11 protein-coding genes are annotated in these 12,663 nt (G+C 62.7%); 4 read left to right on the forward strand and 7 right to left on the reverse strand.

What is annotated here, in order from left to right; all coding sequences use genetic code 11:
• Positions 1-211: 211 nt before the first annotated feature.
• From QWZ03_RS13005 to QWZ03_RS13020, 4 genes are all read left to right on the forward strand, one after another.
• Entirely contained in the window at positions 212-751 is a 540-nt protein-coding gene (locus QWZ03_RS13005; RefSeq protein WP_290333109.1) for a porin family protein, read from the forward strand.
• A 179-nt stretch (positions 752-930) separates the two neighbouring features.
• On the forward strand, positions 931-2,748 hold the full coding sequence (locus tag QWZ03_RS13010; protein WP_290333111.1) for a CIA30 family protein: 1,818 nt from the start codon (positions 931-933) through the stop codon (positions 2,746-2,748).
• A gap of 57 nt (positions 2,749-2,805) precedes the next feature.
• A complete protein-coding gene (locus QWZ03_RS13015) occupies positions 2,806-3,921 on the forward strand; it encodes a sensor histidine kinase (protein ID WP_290333112.1) in 1,116 nt (371 codons plus the stop codon).
• 28 nt (positions 3,922-3,949) lie between these two features.
• Positions 3,950-4,558 (forward strand): response regulator transcription factor, encoded by a 609-nt coding sequence (locus QWZ03_RS13020; RefSeq protein ID WP_290333113.1) that lies wholly within the window; start codon positions 3,950-3,952, stop codon positions 4,556-4,558.
• Between the two features lie 241 nt (positions 4,559-4,799).
• Here QWZ03_RS13020 and siaD read toward each other — a convergent pair whose 3' ends face one another.
• From siaD to QWZ03_RS13055, 7 genes are all read right to left on the reverse strand, one after another.
• A complete protein-coding gene (siaD, locus tag QWZ03_RS13025; RefSeq protein ID WP_290333114.1) occupies positions 4,800-5,588 on the reverse strand; it encodes a biofilm regulation diguanylate cyclase SiaD in 789 nt (262 codons plus the stop codon).
• A 14-nt stretch (positions 5,589-5,602) separates the two neighbouring features.
• Positions 5,603-5,977: a biofilm regulation phosphoprotein SiaC gene (siaC, locus tag QWZ03_RS13030; protein WP_290333115.1), complete on the reverse strand. Its 375-nt coding sequence runs from the start codon at positions 5,975-5,977 to the stop codon at positions 5,603-5,605.
• A 22-nt stretch (positions 5,978-5,999) separates the two neighbouring features.
• Positions 6,000-6,545 (reverse strand): biofilm regulation protein kinase SiaB, encoded by a 546-nt coding sequence (siaB, locus tag QWZ03_RS13035; RefSeq protein WP_290333116.1) that lies wholly within the window; start codon positions 6,543-6,545, stop codon positions 6,000-6,002.
• 23 nt (positions 6,546-6,568) lie between these two features.
• Entirely contained in the window at positions 6,569-8,554 is a 1,986-nt protein-coding gene (gene siaA / locus QWZ03_RS13040; protein WP_290333117.1) for a biofilm regulation protein phosphatase SiaA, read from the reverse strand.
• A 156-nt stretch (positions 8,555-8,710) separates the two neighbouring features.
• On the reverse strand, positions 8,711-10,060 hold the full coding sequence (locus tag QWZ03_RS13045; protein ID WP_290333118.1) for a glutamine synthetase family protein: 1,350 nt from the start codon (positions 10,058-10,060) through the stop codon (positions 8,711-8,713).
• A gap of 50 nt (positions 10,061-10,110) precedes the next feature.
• Positions 10,111-11,253 (reverse strand): CaiB/BaiF CoA transferase family protein, encoded by a 1,143-nt coding sequence (locus tag QWZ03_RS13050; RefSeq protein ID WP_290333119.1) that lies wholly within the window; start codon positions 11,251-11,253, stop codon positions 10,111-10,113.
• 132 nt (positions 11,254-11,385) lie between these two features.
• Positions 11,386-12,564, reverse strand: a complete 1,179-nt coding sequence (locus QWZ03_RS13055) for an acyl-CoA dehydrogenase (RefSeq protein WP_290333120.1) — start codon at positions 12,562-12,564, stop codon at positions 11,386-11,388.
• Between the last annotated feature and the right edge of the window lie 99 nt (positions 12,565-12,663).

A 12,663-nucleotide genomic window follows, 5' to 3' on the forward strand; every position in this document is an offset into this window, starting at 1 on the left:
CCAGCCACCGTTCAGTGCCCACAGATAGCCGCAGATTGCGGCTATCTGCTTTTCTGGGGGCCGCCCAAGGCAACCACAGGCCGGCCTCGTTTGACTATTTGTTGCAGCGCGATAGAATCGCCGCCCCCGAGGGGGCAGGTGTACGGAATGGCCTAGATGCCGGTTCTCGCCAGACACCTGTAGATAATCTATGCAAACAAGAGGCATAACTGTGAAAAAACAATTTACCCTGATCGCTCTGTCCGCCGCCCTGGTTGCACCGGCTTTCGCCAATGGCTTCTATGTGGGGGCCGACATGGGCCGCACCAAGCTGGAAGTCTCTGACGACATGGTCGGTGGCCATCGCTATGACGACAGCTGGGCGCTGACTGGCGGCTATCAATTCAATGACCATATTGCAGCAGAGCTGAGCTATCGCAGTCTGAGCAAGCTCAATCAGCAGTACGGCAGCTGGAACATTAATCACAAGCTGAATGCTGTGGAAGCATCGGCAGTCGGTACCTTCCCGCTGTCAGATAAGTTCGCGCTGTTCGGCCGCGTGGGTGTGGTGCATGTCAAAGGCAAGAGCACCATAAGGGATGGTTCGACAGTCGAAGTGGAATCGGACAGCAAGAACAGGGCCATGCTGGGTATGGGTGTACGCTACGCGATCACCCAGAATGTCGGCCTGCGCAGCGAGTACATCCGCTACGCCAAGATGGACGACGTGGCTATCTCGACCCTCACCTTCGGTGCAGACTACCGCTTCTGATAGGTAGCTGCTTCGATAAGAAAAGCACCTGCGGGTGCTTTTTTTCATGCCTGTTGCAAACAGCGCACGGCTGGCTACTGGGTGTGACATTTGTCAGCTGCAAGTCGTGACAGGGGACACTGGGACGGGCAAGGTGGCGGCCGAATAATGGCGACGTTGCCTACAAAGAGGAGTCACAGATGTCTGCTTTCCCCCTTGTCATCGCCGGTGTCCTGGCACTGTCTGGCACAGCCCTGGCGGCTGGACCGGTATTGATACGCGATGTGGCCGTGTTCGACGGCACCCAGCGTCTGCCTGCACGGCATGTGCTGCTGGCAGACGGCAAGATTGCCGATGCGGATTTCCGGGGGGCTACCCCAGCTGGCGCCACTGAGGTGCGCTGCGACGGCTGTACCCTGCTCCCTGGTTTGATGGACAGCCATGTGCATGCCTATGCCAACCATGAGCTGCCTCTGTTGCTGGGGGTCACTACCCAGCTGGATATGTTCATGCCGCTGGATATGGCACGCGATATCAAGGCCCGCATGGCGGCTGGCAAGCTGTTGGATCAGGCCGATCTCTATACAGCCGGTACGCTGGTGACGACGCCGGGCGGCCATGGTACTGAGTACGGCTTCACCATCCCCACGCTGAGCCGGCCGGAAGATGCCGATGCGTTTATCGAGGCGCGGCTGGCGGAAGGGTCTGACTTTATCAAGCTGGTCTACGACGACGGCAAGCACTATGGCGTCAACTTCACTACCTTGGACCTGCCCACCCTGACGGCGGCGATCAGGGCCACCCATCGACGCGGCAAACTGGCGGTGGTGCATGTGTCCACCCAGGCTGCGGCCAAGGATGCGGTGGCAGCAGGGGCAGACGGCCTGGTGCACCAGTTTACCGATAGCGAGGTGGACGACGCCTTTGTGCAGCTGGCCAAGCAGAAGAAGATATTCATCATTCCTACCTACGCGGTGAATGAAAGCGTTTATGGCCGCGCTGGCGGCACCGGCCTGCTGGCGCAAGCCGCCATTGCCGATATGCTGGATGCTGGCCAGCAAGGCGTGTTGAAGCAGGTGATGCGGCCAGTTGACCGCAGTGCGCGTCTCGATGCCCTGATGCGTGCCAGCCTGGGCAAGCTCAAGGCAGCCGGTGTGCCTATTCTGGCTGGTACGGATGCGGGTAACCCAGGGACCCTGCATGGCGCCAGCCTGCATCGTGAACTGGAACTGCTGACTCAGGCAGGGCTGAGCGCCAGCGAAGCCCTGGCCGCCGCGACCTCGGTGCCCGCCAGGGCCTTCGGCCTGCATGACAGCGGCCGCATTGCCAAGGGAATGAAGGCCAACCTGTTGCTGGTAAAGGGCGACCCCAGCATGGATATCCGCGCTACCCGCAATATTGTTGAGGTCTGGAAGGCGGGCGTGGCAGTCAGCCCGCTGCGGCAGGCGCGCCAGTTGGCGCTGCAGCAGGCAGCGGCGAAGGCGGCTGCGCGGCCGCAGATGGCCTTGCCGGCGGATGGCAAGCTGGGATTGTTCAGCAGCGATGCAGGCAAGCTGGTGATGGCCGCGCCCTTCGGCAGCTGGCAGCAGAACGTCGATAGCGTGATGAATGGCAAATCGCAGGTGGTGCTTAGTGCGGGTACCGGACCCTCGGGCCAGATCAGCCTCAAGCTGGACGGTGAGCTGAAACCGGGCTTTGCCTATCCCTGGGCGGGCGTGGCGTTCAATCCCGGCAAGCAGCCCTTTGCGCCGACCGATCTGTCCGCCGCCAAGGGCATACGCTTCAAGGTGCGGGGCGATGGCGCAACCTATGCACTGCAGGCCTTTTGGCAAGCAGGCGGCTACCAGCCCGCTGCCGCCACCTTCAAGGCGGAGTCCGAATGGCGCGAGGTGAAACTGGAGTGGGCCAGCCTCAAGGGCTTTGATCCCAAGACCACGACCTGGCTGGGACTGGTCGCGGCCATGCGCACTGGGCCGTTCCAGTTCGAGCTGGCTGATGTAGGTTTGATTCCGAACTGAAGCTGACGGCGCCGGCCGTTGCCGGCGCCGTCTGGACAGCGGCTCAAGGAGACGAATATGAAGATGAATCCATTTCAGCGCAGGCAAGATGGTGCGACCCAGACAGACCAGGGGGAGGACGAAAGCTTCTACGACGGCCCCTGGTTCAACCTGATCTACCTGGCCTTTCTGTTCCTGCCGCTGCAGCGCATGCAGAGTGAGGGCTGGCTGGCGACGGCACTGGCGATAGCGGCGTTCCTGCCACTGCACTTCGGGAGCTTCTACGCCACCGGCCCGCGGCTGTGGCTGTGTAGTGCGCTGATTTTCCTGCTCGGGGTGGCGCTGTTCCCCTACAACCCGTTTGCCCATACCTTGTTCATCTATGCCGGTTTCCCAGCCATTAGGGCAAGCATGCGGGAGGCGGCTGCCATGATCGTCATCACCACAGTGGCGTCGTTTGCCTACCTCAGCTGGCACGATTTGGGCGGCGCCTATTACGGCGTGCTCTCGGCCATTCTGCTGGGGGTGGGGTTTGGTACCCTGGGCGCGCGCGCCGGCCGTGCTTCACGCCGGACCATCGCGCAGAAGGACGAGGAGATAGAGCGGCTGGCGCAGTTGGCGGAGCGCGAGCGTATTGCACGTGACCTGCATGATCTGCTGGGCCATACCCTTAGCCTCATCGCCATCAAGGCCGAGCTATCGCACAAGCTGGTGGCGACGGAACCGGCACGGGCCAGTAGTGAGATGCAGGAGGTGGCAGAGGTGGCCCGTTCGGCACTCTCCGAGGTGCGACAGGCCATCGTCGGCCTGCGCAGCGTGGGTTTGCTGGATGCCACCCAGGCGGCGGATACCATGTTGCGTGCGGCGGGTCTGAAGACCGAGCTGGCCATCGCCAGCCTGCCCAGCCTGAGCCCAGCCAGCGAGCATGCCTTGGCGCAGGCCGTGCTGGAAGCCAGCACCAATATTGTGCGCCATGCCGGCGCCAGCAAAGCCAGGATAGCGGTGGCAATCAACGCCAGCCAGCTGGTGCTGCAGGTTGAGGACGACGGCCGAAGCCAGCGCGATATCGTGCCTGGCAATGGCTTGGCCGGCATGCGTGAGCGATTGCTGGCGGTGGGGGGGCAACTGGATTGGTCGATGCTGCAGCCCGGTACGTGCTTGCGTGCCAGTGTGCCGCTGGCAACGGCTAGCTGATGAGGTTTCAGTCAGGGTGGGAACGGGTGTGAACAAGCTACGTATCGTGTTGGCAGAGGATCAGGCGCTGGTGCGTGGCGCGTTGGCGGCACTGCTGGGGCTGGAGCCCGACCTGGCTGTGATTGCTGAAGCAGGCGATGGCCGCGCCGCGCTGGCGCTGGTTGAAACCCTGCGGCCCGATATCCTGCTGACGGATATCGAGATGCCGCTGATGACGGGGCTGGAACTGGCGCAGCAGGTAAAGGCCCTGCAACTGCCTACCCGGGTGGTGATCGTGACCACCTTTGGCCGGGCCGGCTATCTGCGCCGGGCCATGGCTGCGGGTGTAGGGGGCTATCTGCTGAAGGATGCGCCCAGCGAGCAACTGGCATCTGCCATACGGCGGGTGGCGAACGGCAGCAGGGCGATAGACCCCGAACTGGCCTTGGCTGGCTGGGATGGGGATGACCCGTTGACCGACCGCGAGCGGCAGGTGCTGCGCTGGGCTGGTGAGGGTAAATCGTCGGCCGAGATTGCTGGCTTGATCCATCTATCAGAGGGGACCGTGCGCAACTATTTGTCCGAGGCCATAGGCAAGTTGGGGGCGGCCAACCGGGTAGAGGCGGCCAGATTGGCGAGGGACAAGGGGTGGCTCTGAGAGCCTGTCCTGGGCTCAAGCCATCGCTGGGTGCTGAGTGATGGGGCCTGCGCCAGGGCAGCTATGGCACGGGATGCCTGCGCAGCCTGATACCTTGGGTTCACGCCTGATGGAATCCATCACCGCCTCGCCGCTACAACGGAAGTCCACCTTGCACGGTGTGTAGATGATGCCTTCCGCCTTATGCCGGCCCGCTGGGCTGATCCGGAAAAACCTGGAAAACGGTCGCTACGCTGGCGCGCTAACTGGCTAGCACCAGGCAGTCGCGACCATGCTGTTTTGCGCGCAGCAGGGCGGCATCGGCACGGTTGATGGTGTCGGAATAGCTTTCGCCCGGCAGGTGGGCAGCCAGGCCAGCGCTGACGGTAATGGTGAGTGCTTCGGTGCCCTGGCGTATGGCCAGATTGCGTATGCCCAGGCGCACGCGCTCCACCACCACCTGGGCAGAAGCCAGATCAAGCTCGGGCAGCAGGATCAGAAATTCCTCACCTCCCCAGCGTCCGCAGAGATCGTACTCGCGCACTTCGGCCTGCATGACTCGGGCAATCTCGATCAGCACCCGGTCGCCGGTATCGTGGCCATGCTGGTCGTTGACCTGCTTGAAGTGGTCGATATCCACCATGGCGACGCAGAAGTCGTGCTGCAGGCGGCCTGCACGCTCCGTCTCGGCTTTGAGCCTTTCCATCAGCAGGCGGCGATTGGCCAGGGCGGTCAGTACGTCGTGGGTAGAGGCTTCCTCCAGCGCAATATTGAGTTCGCGCATCATCTGCTGGTAGCGGTCGGAGATGCGGGCGACTTTCTCCAGTTGCCGCAGCTGCTTGTCGAAGCGTTCCGCCAGGCTCATCTCCCGTTCCCGGGCGATGCTCTGGTAGGCGTCGGAGACATGGGTAATGCGTTCGATGCGGTTGAGTAGTTCGCGATGCGCCAGCCATAGCTGGCTAAGCGCATAGTGCATGGGGTGGTCGCTGTTGGCGGGGTCGGCCAGCAGGCGCTTGACCAGCTCGTCCAGATCGCGTTGATCGCGTGTCATCGGATGTGGCCGCCTTAGAATCCTACGATGGCAAAGGGGAAGGTACAGTCTTCCTTGAATTCCTCGGCCAGATCGGCCACCCGCTCGTTGCGCTTGTCGTAATGCCAGTTTACTGCAACTGGCTGGCCGGCATGGTGCGCCGCTTCCAGCAGGTCGAAGATATCCATCATGGCCTTGATGCTGCTGGTATTGAGGTAGAGCAGGTGGAGTTCCAGCGTCAGGGGGCGGCCAGCATCCTGCAGGAAGCGCTCTACCCACTCGAAAACCTGGTGGAACAGTTCGTAGGAGTTCTCAGGGTAGGAGTCGCCCTGCATGGACAGCACACCCTCGCTCCAGTTGCCCTGTATGGCGGGAGTGGACTGGCTGCGCGGGATGGAAAAATCACTCATGGTCTTGGCTCTTACTGGGTATTCAGATAACGGCGCGCAGGCTGATGAACGCCCGGTCCTCGTTCAATGACCGCATGGATGCGAGCAGCGGCTCGCTGGCCTTGCGGGCGATGTCGATCAGGCCCAGGCCTGCGCCAGTGGCTGCGCTGCCATCGCGTGGCTTGCGCAATTGTTCCTTGTAAATGGCTTTGAGCTGGGTCTTGTCCAGCCCAGCCAGCGACTCCACCTTGGCCAGCAAGCCGGCACCGTCGGCGGCATCCACCATATTGCCAGCCGATACCACGTAACGGCCAGCCTCATCACGGGCGATGACCACTGTGGCGGCTGCTTCCTGCTCCTGCCAGCCTTTTTGGGCGGCGTAATGGCGGATGTTCTGCGTCATCTCGATATAGACGGCAAACACATCCATGGCGGCAGATGGATGGGCGTGATCGGCTTCCAGGTAGTTGCGCAATGCGTTGCCTATTTCCTCGATCAGGCTGCGCGAGATGGGGCCGTTGAAGCAGAGCATGATCTGCTGCCGGTTGTAAGCCTCTCGCATGCTGAAGAGATCGAACGGTTCCATCATGGCTCCAGGGTCAGGTAGCGGAATCAGTCAAAACGGAAACACAGCATGGTGATGTCGTCGCGTTGGGCGTGTTCACCTTGATAGGCTGCCAGGGTAGCAGCGAATGCTTCGCCCTGCTCCGCCAGCGGCAGGCGGGCATGGCGTGCCAGCATCTCGGCAAAACGGCTGGTACCAAAGCCAAACCCCAGCTCGCCGCCGGCCTGGTCCAGGAAGCCGTCGGTGCTCAGGTAGAAAGTGCGGCCAGGCAGCAGGGGCACATGCTCGTTGCTGTAATGGCCTACCCGCTTGTCACCGATGGCACGCCGGGCGCCAGGCAGCTCGTCAACCACATCGCCGTCGCTGAAATAGAGCGCAATCTTGGCGCCGGCAAAAGTCACCTGCCGCTGCTTCAGATCCACATAGGCAAGGCCGACATCCATATTGGTGGCCAGGGCCTGCCGTTCCGGCTCGTCACGCAGCATGCTACGGATGATCTGGTCGGCCCTGCTCAGTATGCCGGCCGGGTCGTCCAGGCCTACGTCCAGTATGGCCTGGTCTATGGCGGCGTGGCCCAGCATGGTCATCAAGGCCCCGGGTACGCCATGGCCGGCGCAGTCGACCACGCCGAACAGGCAGGCGTCGTCGGCGGCGCGGTAGACATAGAAATCACCGCCCACCACATCACGCGGGCGCCATAGCACGGCATGGCGTTCACCCAAGGCACTCACCAGTTGCCGGTTGGGCAGGATGGCGCGCTGTATCAGACTGGCGTAGTCGATGGAGTCGTCTATCTTCTTGTGGGCGGCCACCATTTCGCGGTTGGCCCGCTCCAGCGCCTGGGTACGTTCACGCACCCGGCTCTCCAGCTCGGTGGTATGGCTGCGTACCTTGTCGGCCATGATGCCGAAAGCACGGCTCAGTTCGCCGATCTCGTCCTGGCTGCCATGCGGTAGTGCGACGTCGTACTCGCCCGCTGCAATGGCGCGGGCGGATTGATGCAGGCGCCGCAAGGGCTTGAGCACCAGATGCTCGGCGGCGTAGCCAAAGCCCAGCAGCAGGGCCACCAGCAGCATGCCCAGGGCAATCGCGGCAGGTGCCAGCCAGCCAGCATCCAGCACTTTCGCGGTATGCAGATCGACAGCCGTGGCGACATGCCATTGCAGCTCGGGCAGATAGGCTACGGCCAGCAACTGCTGCTTGCCCGCCAGGCTGACCCAGGTGGTATGTACGCCATTGGGTTGGGCCTCGGCGGCCTGCATGGCCTGGCGGACCGCGATCTCGTCATCGGGCTTCAACAGGCGGAACAGGGTGCTGCCGCCGCCGCTTTGCTGGGTGCCAGAATTGAAGGCGATCAGCGTCTCATCGGGGTGGGCCTGGATGGCACCGCGCCTGTCCAGAATCATGGGCGTGACACCCTTCTCACCACTGACGATGAAGTCACGCAGGAAGTTGCTCAGGTCCAGGCCTGTACCCGCCAGGCCCAGCTTGCGGTCGCCGTCACTCACTACCACGTTGAACCAAACCCGGGTGACCTTGAGTTTATGGTCGTGGTTGATATTGATGTTGTAGGGCGCCGTGCTGCGCATGGTATTGAAGAACCAGGCGTCGTTGCTGTCGGCAGGATCCAGGGTGTAGCGCGGTTCGGTACTGGCGGGCTTGCCGGCCTCGTTGAGAAAGTAGCGGCGGCTGCCGTTGCTGATCACGAAATAGGAGTGATCACGAAAATCCCGGCGGTAGCCCTCGGCCTCACGGAAGAACAGGGCGGACTTGGCCGGATCGGTCTCATCCTGCAGCCACTGGCGGGTGACTTCGGAATCGGCCAGGCGCATGGACAGCGCCAGCTCGCGCGAGATCGGGGCGAGTATCTTTTGCTGGTTCAGCTGGGTGAAATTGCGGGCATAGGCCAGCCCGAAGTGATTGCGGATGTTGTCGACCAGCTGCCAGCCTATCAGCACGGCGGGTATCAGAGCGATGAGACAGGCCAGCACGAGTGCCAGCAAGGATTTACCACGTAAGCCCAGCGCTGCCATAGCGATCCCTGTTTTACCCTAGTCCGGGCGTCGGCCTGATTGTGCCGTGCCAAGCTGCGGCGATCAATCGTGACGGCGAGCGCTGTCTGTTTTATATACCGCTTGCGCAAAACAAAGGCGCCCCTGGGGGCGCCTTGTCAGCCAAGTGTGGGCGTATCAGACCAGATTGCCCAAGTAGCGACGCTCCCACGGCGTGACCTCGTGCCAGAAGCTGGCCATCTCGGTCTCCTTGACTGCAATATAGCTGTCGACAAACTCGGCGCCCAGCCACTCGCGCGCCAGCTTGCTCTGGCCCATGCGCTCCAGCGCACTGTCCAGCGTGCGCGGCAGGCTGGGTCCGGTCTCGCCTTCCTGGTTAAAGACCGTGCCTTCGGCTTCGGCGGTGGGCTTGAGCTGCTGTTCGATGCCATGCAGGCCGCTGGCTAGGCTGGCGGCCAGTGCCAGATAAGGGTTGGCGTCGCAGCCGGGAATGCGGTTTTCCACCCGGCGGGCGGCGGCACCAGAGCGGGGAATACGTATGCCCACGGTGCGGTTGTCGTAGCCCCAGCTCAGGTTCACTGGCGCCGCCATGTGCTTGGCAAAGCGGCGGTAGCTGTTGACGTGCGGGCAGAACAGCGGCATCAGCTCGGGTATGCCTTGCTGCTGGCCGGCGATGAACTGGTAGAACAGCTCGGTGGGTTGGCCATCGGCTGCGCTGAAGATATTGTTGCCATGGGCATCCACCACGCTTTGATGGATATGCATGGAGCTGCCGGGCTCGCCCGCCAGCGGCTTGGCCATGAATACCACCTGCAGGCCGTGCTTGAAGCCGATCTCGCGCAGCGCGTATTTGAACAGCAGGGTCTGGTCGGCCAGTTGCAGGGCATTGCCGTGCAACAGGTTGATTTCGTACTGGGCCGGGCCTAGCTCATGCACAAAGGTATCGGCAGGGACATCCAGCGTCTCCAGGGCGGCGTAGACCTCGTCCCAGAATGCGGCCAGATCATTCAGGCCACCCAGGGTAAAGCCCTGGTTGCCGATCTCGGCCCGACCACGCGGGCCGGAAAAAGGCTGGAACGGCGCCTCTGGGGTGTTGCCGGCGGCCAGCAGGTAAAACTCCAACTCGGGCGCTACCACGGGCGACCAGCCATGCTGCTGGTAGCGTGCCAACACATTCTTCAATACCGTGCGGGGGGCGATGGGGGTAGGGGTGCCATCGAGGTCGACGCAATCGTGTATGCACAGCGCACGGGGGCGGCTGGCCCAGGGCACGGGCTTGAGGGTATCGAGCACCGGCTCCAGCTTCATGTCCGGGTCGCCTTCGCCAGAATACTGGTAGTCCGCCCACTCGCCCGTTACCGTATGTATGGCCACGGCACGACACAGCCGCAGCTCGGCGCCGCTGGCAAACGCCTTGGCCGGCAGTCCCTTGCCACGCGGTACGCCGTTGATGTCGGGCACCAGGCACTCCACCTCACGTATGCCATGCTGGTCGAGAAATTCACTGATCTTGTCGTTTGTACTCATGGGTATTCCTTGTTTTCTTGCTGGCCGGCCAGTGTGGCCCCGGCACAGTCTCAATATGCCGCCGTGTGCTCGCCCAGGGTGGGCGGCGGGGTGTCATAGCAGATCGGTGTCTTGGAGAATTTGATCGGATTGGCCACCATCTTGACGCTGCCCGCTGGATGGGGAATCTCCACCACGGCGCCACGGGCCAGCGCCTGGGGCTCGGCCAGTGCCTCGGGTATGGTGTTGATGGGGCCGCCGGGTATGCCCAGGCTTTCCATCCCGCTGATCCAGTGGCCGCGTGGCTGTTTAGCCAGGGCGTCACTGATCAGGGGCACCAGTAGCTGGCGGTTTTCCACCCGTGCCTTGTTGGTGGCAAAACGGGCGTCTTGCGCCCACTCGGCATGGCCGCACAGCTCGGCAAAGCGGGCAAACTGGCCATCGTTGCCCACGGCAACGATAACGTGGCCGTCGCTGGCGGCAAACGCCTGGTAAGGCACGATATTAGCGTGTGCATTGCCGTAGCGGGGTGGCTGTACATTGCCGACCAGATAGTTGCTGGCCACATTGGCCAGCATGGCCAGCTGGCAGTCGAACAGCGCCAGGTCGATATGCTGGCCGATGCCGGTGCGGTCACGGTGGGCCAGGGCTGCCAGGATGGCTACCGTGGCATACATGCCGGTGAACAGGTCGGTGACGGCCACGCCCACTTTCTGTGGTTCGCCTTGCGGGTCGCCGGTGATGCTCATCAGCCCACCCAGGCCCTGGATCATGAAATCGTAGCCAGCCTGGTCTGCGCGCGGCCCCTGCTGGCCAAAGCCGGTGATGGAGCAGTACACCAGATCGGGCTTGATGGCAGCCAGGCTGTCGTAGTCCAGGCCATATTTCTTCAGGCCACCGACCTTGAAGTTCTCCACCACCACATCGCAGTCCTTCACCAGCTCGCGCAGTCGGGCCTGGCCCTCCGGGCTGGCCATGTCGATGGCGACGGATTTCTTGCCCCGGTTGGCGCACAGGTAATAGGCCGATTCGCGGGTAGGCTGACCCTCGCTGTCCTTGAGGAAAGGCGGCCCCCAGCCACGGGTATCGTCGCCGCCGTCGGGCTTTTCTATCTTGATGACCTCGGCGCCCATATCGGCCAGTTGCTGGGTGGCCCAAGGGCCGGCCAGTACGCGGGAGAGGTCGAGGATGCGGAGATGCTGTAGTGCAGACATGGCTGCCCTTTATATAACGAGGGCAGGCCGGACCTATCGTATAAACAGGCCCGCCTGCCCGGCGTCGCACCGGGTAGATGCGATTGCAAACTGATCCCCGGCGCGCTTGCGCAGGCCGGGGAGGGAGGGGACTTAGCTGCCGAACGCGGCGATGCCGGTCTGGGCACGGCCCAGGATCAGGGCGTGCACATCGTGGGTGCCTTCGTAGGTATTGACGGCCTCCAGGTTCATCACATGGCGGATGACATGGAACTCGTCGCTGATGCCGTTGCCGCCGTGCATGTCACGGCTGATGCGGGCGATTTCCAGCGCCTTGCCGCAGTTGTTGCGCTTGATCAGCGAGATCATCTCGGGTGCAGCGCGGCCTTCGTCCATCAGGCGGCCCACACGCAGGGCGGCTTGCAGGCCCAGGGTGATCTCGGTCTGGAAGTTGGCCAGCTTCAGCTGCATCAGCTGGGTGGCTGCCAGGGGGCGGCCAAACTGCTTGCGATCCAGGGTGTACTGGCGGGAAGCGTGCCAGCAGAACTCGGCTGCACCCATGGCGCCCCAGGCTATGCCGTAGCGGGCCTTGTTGAGGCAACCGAACGGGCCCTTGAGGCCACGCACATTGGGCAGCAGGTTGGCTTCCGGCACGAAGACCTCGTCCATCACGATTTCGCCGGTGATGGAGGCGCGCAGCGAGAACTTGCCTTCTATCTTGGGGGCGGACAGGCCCTTCATGCCCTTGTCCAGCACAAAGCCGCGAATCTCGCCGTCGTCGGTCTTGGCCCACACCACGAACACATCGGCGATGGGCGAGTTGGTGATCCACATCTTGGCGCCAGACAGCGAGTAGCCGCCGTCAACCGAGCGGGCGCGGGTAATCATGCTGCCGGGGTCGGAACCGTGGTTGGGTTCGGTCAGGCCGAAGCAGCCCACCCATTCGCCGGTTGCCAGCTTGGGCAGGTACTTCTGCTTCTGTTCCTCGGTGCCGTAGGCGTAGATGGGGTACATCACCAGCGAGCTTTGTACGCTCATGGCCGAACGGTAGCCGCTATCGACACGCTCGACTTCACGCGCCACCAGGCCATAGGCCACATGGCTGACGCCGGCGCAGCCGTAACCCTCAATGGTGGAACCCAGGAAACCCAGTTCGCCCAGCTCAGTCATGATCTCGCGGTCGAAACGCTCGTGCCGGTTGGCTTCCAGTACGCGGGGCTGCAAGCGGCCCTGGCAGTAATCGCGTGCTGCGTCGCGAATCATGCGCTCGTCGTCGGTCAGCTGTTCGTCCAGCAAGAGTGCGTCGTCCCATTGAAAGTGCGGCTTGGCCATGTCTGTCTCCATCTACTGCGTTGCTGGGTTTGCCCGATACGGTGGGGTGGTCTTGTCAGGCCTGCTGCGGCACCTGAATGCCACCGGCCACGACGGCAC

It is taken from the genome of Chitinimonas viridis (assembly GCF_030409555.1).
Taxonomy (GTDB): Bacteria; Pseudomonadota; Gammaproteobacteria; order Burkholderiales; family Chitinimonadaceae; genus Chitinimonas; species Chitinimonas viridis.

Coding starts and splice junctions, on each gene's coding strand:
- QWZ03_RS13055 (WP_290333120.1), bottom strand. CDS start 12,564: ATGGCCAAGCCGCACTTTCAATGGGACGACGCACTCTTGCTGGACGAA.
- QWZ03_RS13010 (WP_290333111.1), top strand. CDS start 931: ATGTCTGCTTTCCCCCTTGTCATCGCCGGTGTCCTGGCACTGTCTGGC.
- siaB (WP_290333116.1), bottom strand. CDS start 6,545: ATGATGGAACCGTTCGATCTCTTCAGCATGCGAGAGGCTTACAACCGG.
- siaC (WP_290333115.1), bottom strand. CDS start 5,977: ATGAGTGATTTTTCCATCCCGCGCAGCCAGTCCACTCCCGCCATACAG.
- QWZ03_RS13050 (WP_290333119.1), bottom strand. CDS start 11,253: ATGTCTGCACTACAGCATCTCCGCATCCTCGACCTCTCCCGCGTACTG.
- QWZ03_RS13045 (WP_290333118.1), bottom strand. CDS start 10,060: ATGAGTACAAACGACAAGATCAGTGAATTTCTCGACCAGCATGGCATA.
- siaA (WP_290333117.1), bottom strand. CDS start 8,554: ATGGCAGCGCTGGGCTTACGTGGTAAATCCTTGCTGGCACTCGTGCTG.
- QWZ03_RS13015 (WP_290333112.1), top strand. CDS start 2,806: ATGAAGATGAATCCATTTCAGCGCAGGCAAGATGGTGCGACCCAGACA.
- siaD (WP_290333114.1), bottom strand. CDS start 5,588: ATGACACGCGATCAACGCGATCTGGACGAGCTGGTCAAGCGCCTGCTG.